This is a genomic window from Acidithiobacillus sp. TH-A35, from assembly GCF_057473505.1.
Window position 1 is genome coordinate 1 of the sequence record NZ_JBYCKR010000196.1, and the last position, 3129, is coordinate 3129.

Annotated in this window: 3 protein-coding genes; all 3 read right to left on the bottom strand. The window is 61.4% G+C overall.

The annotated features are described in order from the left end of the window. Window positions 1-171: 171 nt before the first annotated feature. The 3 genes from AC2VNK_RS06870 to sucD are packed head-to-tail and all read right to left on the bottom strand — an operon-like array spanning window position 172 to window position 3031. Window positions 172-510, bottom strand: coding sequence for a P-II family nitrogen regulator (locus tag AC2VNK_RS06870; RefSeq protein WP_486883266.1), 339 nt, complete (start codon window positions 508-510; stop codon window positions 172-174). After that, window positions 507-2159, bottom strand: coding sequence for an NAD+ synthase (locus tag AC2VNK_RS06875; RefSeq protein ID WP_486883267.1), 1653 nt, complete (start codon window positions 2157-2159; stop codon window positions 507-509). The genes AC2VNK_RS06870 and AC2VNK_RS06875 overlap by 4 nt, the downstream gene beginning before the upstream one ends. Further along, window positions 2159-3031, bottom strand: a complete 873-nt coding sequence (sucD, locus tag AC2VNK_RS06880) for a succinate--CoA ligase subunit alpha (protein WP_291523950.1) — start codon at window positions 3029-3031, stop codon at window positions 2159-2161. Before sucD ends, AC2VNK_RS06875 begins: the two co-directional genes overlap by 1 nt. Window positions 3032-3129: the final 98 nt, after the last annotated feature.

The window sequence follows — 3129 nt, forward strand, 5'->3', positions numbered from 1 at the left end:
GCGCTCTATTATCTTGCGCGTTCCTATCAGCACCTGAATCTGCACCAACTGGCGCAGACCACCACCTCCGTACTCGCCTACAACTATCCGAAGAGCAAGTATCTTTCCGAGCTCGGCATCAGCGCGAAGCCCTGATGATCCACCTGGGGGCGATTGCCGCCCCCGCCCTGGTCAGACGGCCTCTTCGCCCTCTTCTCCGGTACGGATGCGGATCACCCGCTCCACCGAACTGACGAAAATCTTGCCATCACCGATCTTGCCGGTCCGCGCCGCCGCTTCAATGGCTTCGATGGCACGATCCGCCATGTCATCACTGACCACCACCTCCAGCTTGAGCTTGGGCAGGAAATCCACCACATATTCGGCGCCACGATAGAGCTCCGTGTGCCCCTTCTGGCGGCCAAAACCCTTGACCTCGGTCACCGTCATACCGGCCAGCCCCAGCTCCTGAAGGGCCTCGCGCACATCATCCAGTTTGAAAGGCTTGATGATCGCTTCAATTTTTTTCATGGTAAAGCTCCTCGTGCTGACAACACGGCTTCCCAGGGATGGTAGCCATTGGTAATAGGATAACGCCGATCCTTGCCAAATGCGCGGGCGCTGATGCGCACACCCGGCGCCGCCTGACGCCGTTTATATTCGGCACGATCAATAAGCCTTAGCACCCGCGTCACCGTTTCCGCCGAAAAACCAGCGGCAATGAGTTCCGCAGCACCGCGGTCCTCTTCCACATAGGCGGCGATGATGGCATCCAACATCTCATAGGGGGGCAGACTGTCCTGATCACGCTGATCCGGCGCCAGCTCCGCCGAGGGCGGCCGGGTCAGCACCCGCTCCGGGATCACCGGACTCAGGCTATTGCGATAACGGGCGAGGCGATAGACCAGGGTCTTCGGACAATCCTTGATCACCGCGAAACCTCCGGCCATGTCGCCATACAGGGTCGCGTAACCGACGGCAATCTCGCTCTTGTTGCCCGTAGTCAGCAGCAGATGGCCAAATTTGTTGGAATAGGCCATGAGCAACGCGGCGCGAATACGTGCCTGCAGATTCTCTTCCGTGGTATCGACTGCACGCCCGGCAAATAGTGGCGCCAATGTCTCCAGATAGCTATTGAACGGCCCCTCGATGGAAATGGTGTCGGTGCGCACCCCCAGGCTCCGGGCCTCGGCCTCGGCGTCCGCAATACTCATCTCCGCCGTATAGCGGGAGGGCATGATCAGGGCATGGACCCGTTCCGCACCGAGGGCGTCCACCGCTATCGCCAGGGTCAGCGCCGAGTCCACCCCGCCGGACAGACCCAGCACCACACCAGGGAAGCCATTTTTTTCCGCATAATCACGCACGCCCAGGCGCAGTACAGCGTAGACTTCGGCGGTCTCGTCGGGCAGCGGTCGCAGTGGCCCGGCAGCCTGCATTCTACAGATATCGGCGTGATCCTTGTCGATATCCAGCAGCGCCAGCACTTCTTCACACTGGGGTGCGCGCAGTGCCAACAGCCCGTGCTGGTCTACCGCAAAGGACTGGCCATCGAAGACCAGTTCATCCTGCCCGCCCACCAGGTTCACATAAACGATGGGCAGATGACACTGGGCGGCCAGGGCACCCACCTGATCTTCCCGGGCGCGCTGTTTGTTCAGGTGATAAGGCGACGCGTTCAGCACCAGCAGCAGTTCTGCGCCTTGGGCCTGAGCGGCTTGCGCCACTCCCGGCCCGCACCAGACATCCTCACAAATGACCACCCCGCACTGCAGTCCGGCACAGGTAAACACCAGCGACTGCGCCCCCGGCGTGAAGTAGCGCACCTCATCGAATACCGCATAGTTCGGCAGACAATGCTTGTGATAAACCGCCTCGACCCGCCCCCCGCGCAGCAGACTGGCGCTGTTGTAGAGGCGCTCCTGTTCACGCTGCGGGTGCCCTACCAGCATGGGCAGAGGCGCTTCTGTCGCGAGACGTTGCAAGGCGGCATCGCAGACCTGCAAAAAGTCGGCACGCAAGAGCAAGTCTTCCGGAGGATAACCACTGAGGGCCAACTCCGGCGTCACCAGCAGGTCGGCCCCTGCAGTCTGTGCCTCGACAGCGGCGGCCAGCAGACGATCGGCGTTGCCCGCCACATCGCCGACCCGGCAGTTGACCTGCGCCAGGGCGATGCGCATCAGCGCCCCAGTACCTCGGCCGCCCGAGTACCCAAATCGGCGGGGGAATGCACACAATGGACGCCCGCCGCTTCCAGTACCGCATATTTGGCCGCCGCCGTTCCTGCACCACCATCGATAATAGCCCCCGCGTGGCCCATGCGCTTGCCCTTGGGCGCCGTGGAGCCAGCAATGAAAGCCACCACCGGCTTACGGACATGCGCCTGGATAAAGGCCGCCGCATCTTCCTCCATGCGTCCGCCGATCTCGCCCACCATGACAATCACTTCGGTCTGCGGGTCCGCCTCAAAAAGCTGCAAGACCTCAATAAAATTCATGCCGATCAGCGGATCGCCGCCAATACCCACGCAGGTACTCTGCCCCAGGCCCAGACGGGTGGTCTGCTCCACCGCTTCATAGGTGAGGGTGCCGGAACGGGAGACAATGCCTACCCGTCCGGTCTGATGAATGGCACCGGGCATGATCCCGATCTTGGACTGTCCCGGCGTGATGATCCCCGGACAGTTCGGGCCGATGAGTCGCGCCGGGGCGTCCGCCAGATAATGCTTCACCATCAGCATGTCATGCACCGGAATGCCTTCGGTGATGCAGACAATGAGTTGAATACCAGCGGCAGCCGCCTCGATGATGGCGTCAGCGGCAAAAGGTGAGGGTACATAGATCACACTGGCCTCGGCCCCGGTGTTCTGCACAGCATCAGCCACCGTATCAAACACCGGCAGATCGAGATGGCGGCTGCCGCCCTTGCCGGGGGTCACGCCACCCACCATACGCGTGCCATAAGCCACGGCCTGTTGCGAGTGAAAAGTCCCCTGCTTGCCGGTAAAGCCCTGGCAAATCACACGGGTGTCGCGGGACAGCAATATGCTCATAGACGCACCAGAATCACGATAAGAAGAACACTGATTACCGCCTCTCCCAGGAGCAGGAGAAGCACATAGGGATTGCGCCGGGGTGCCGGACTGATTCT

Bases quoted from the DNA above. Each gene is read 5' to 3' on its own strand.
- AC2VNK_RS06875 (WP_486883267.1), bottom strand. From the start codon at position 2,159: ATGCGCATCGCCCTGGCGCAGGTCAACTGCCGGGTCGGCGATGTGGCG.
- sucD (WP_291523950.1), bottom strand. From the start codon at position 3,031: ATGAGCATATTGCTGTCCCGCGACACCCGTGTGATTTGCCAGGGCTTT.
- AC2VNK_RS06870 (WP_486883266.1), bottom strand. From the start codon at position 510: ATGAAAAAAATTGAAGCGATCATCAAGCCTTTCAAACTGGATGATGTG.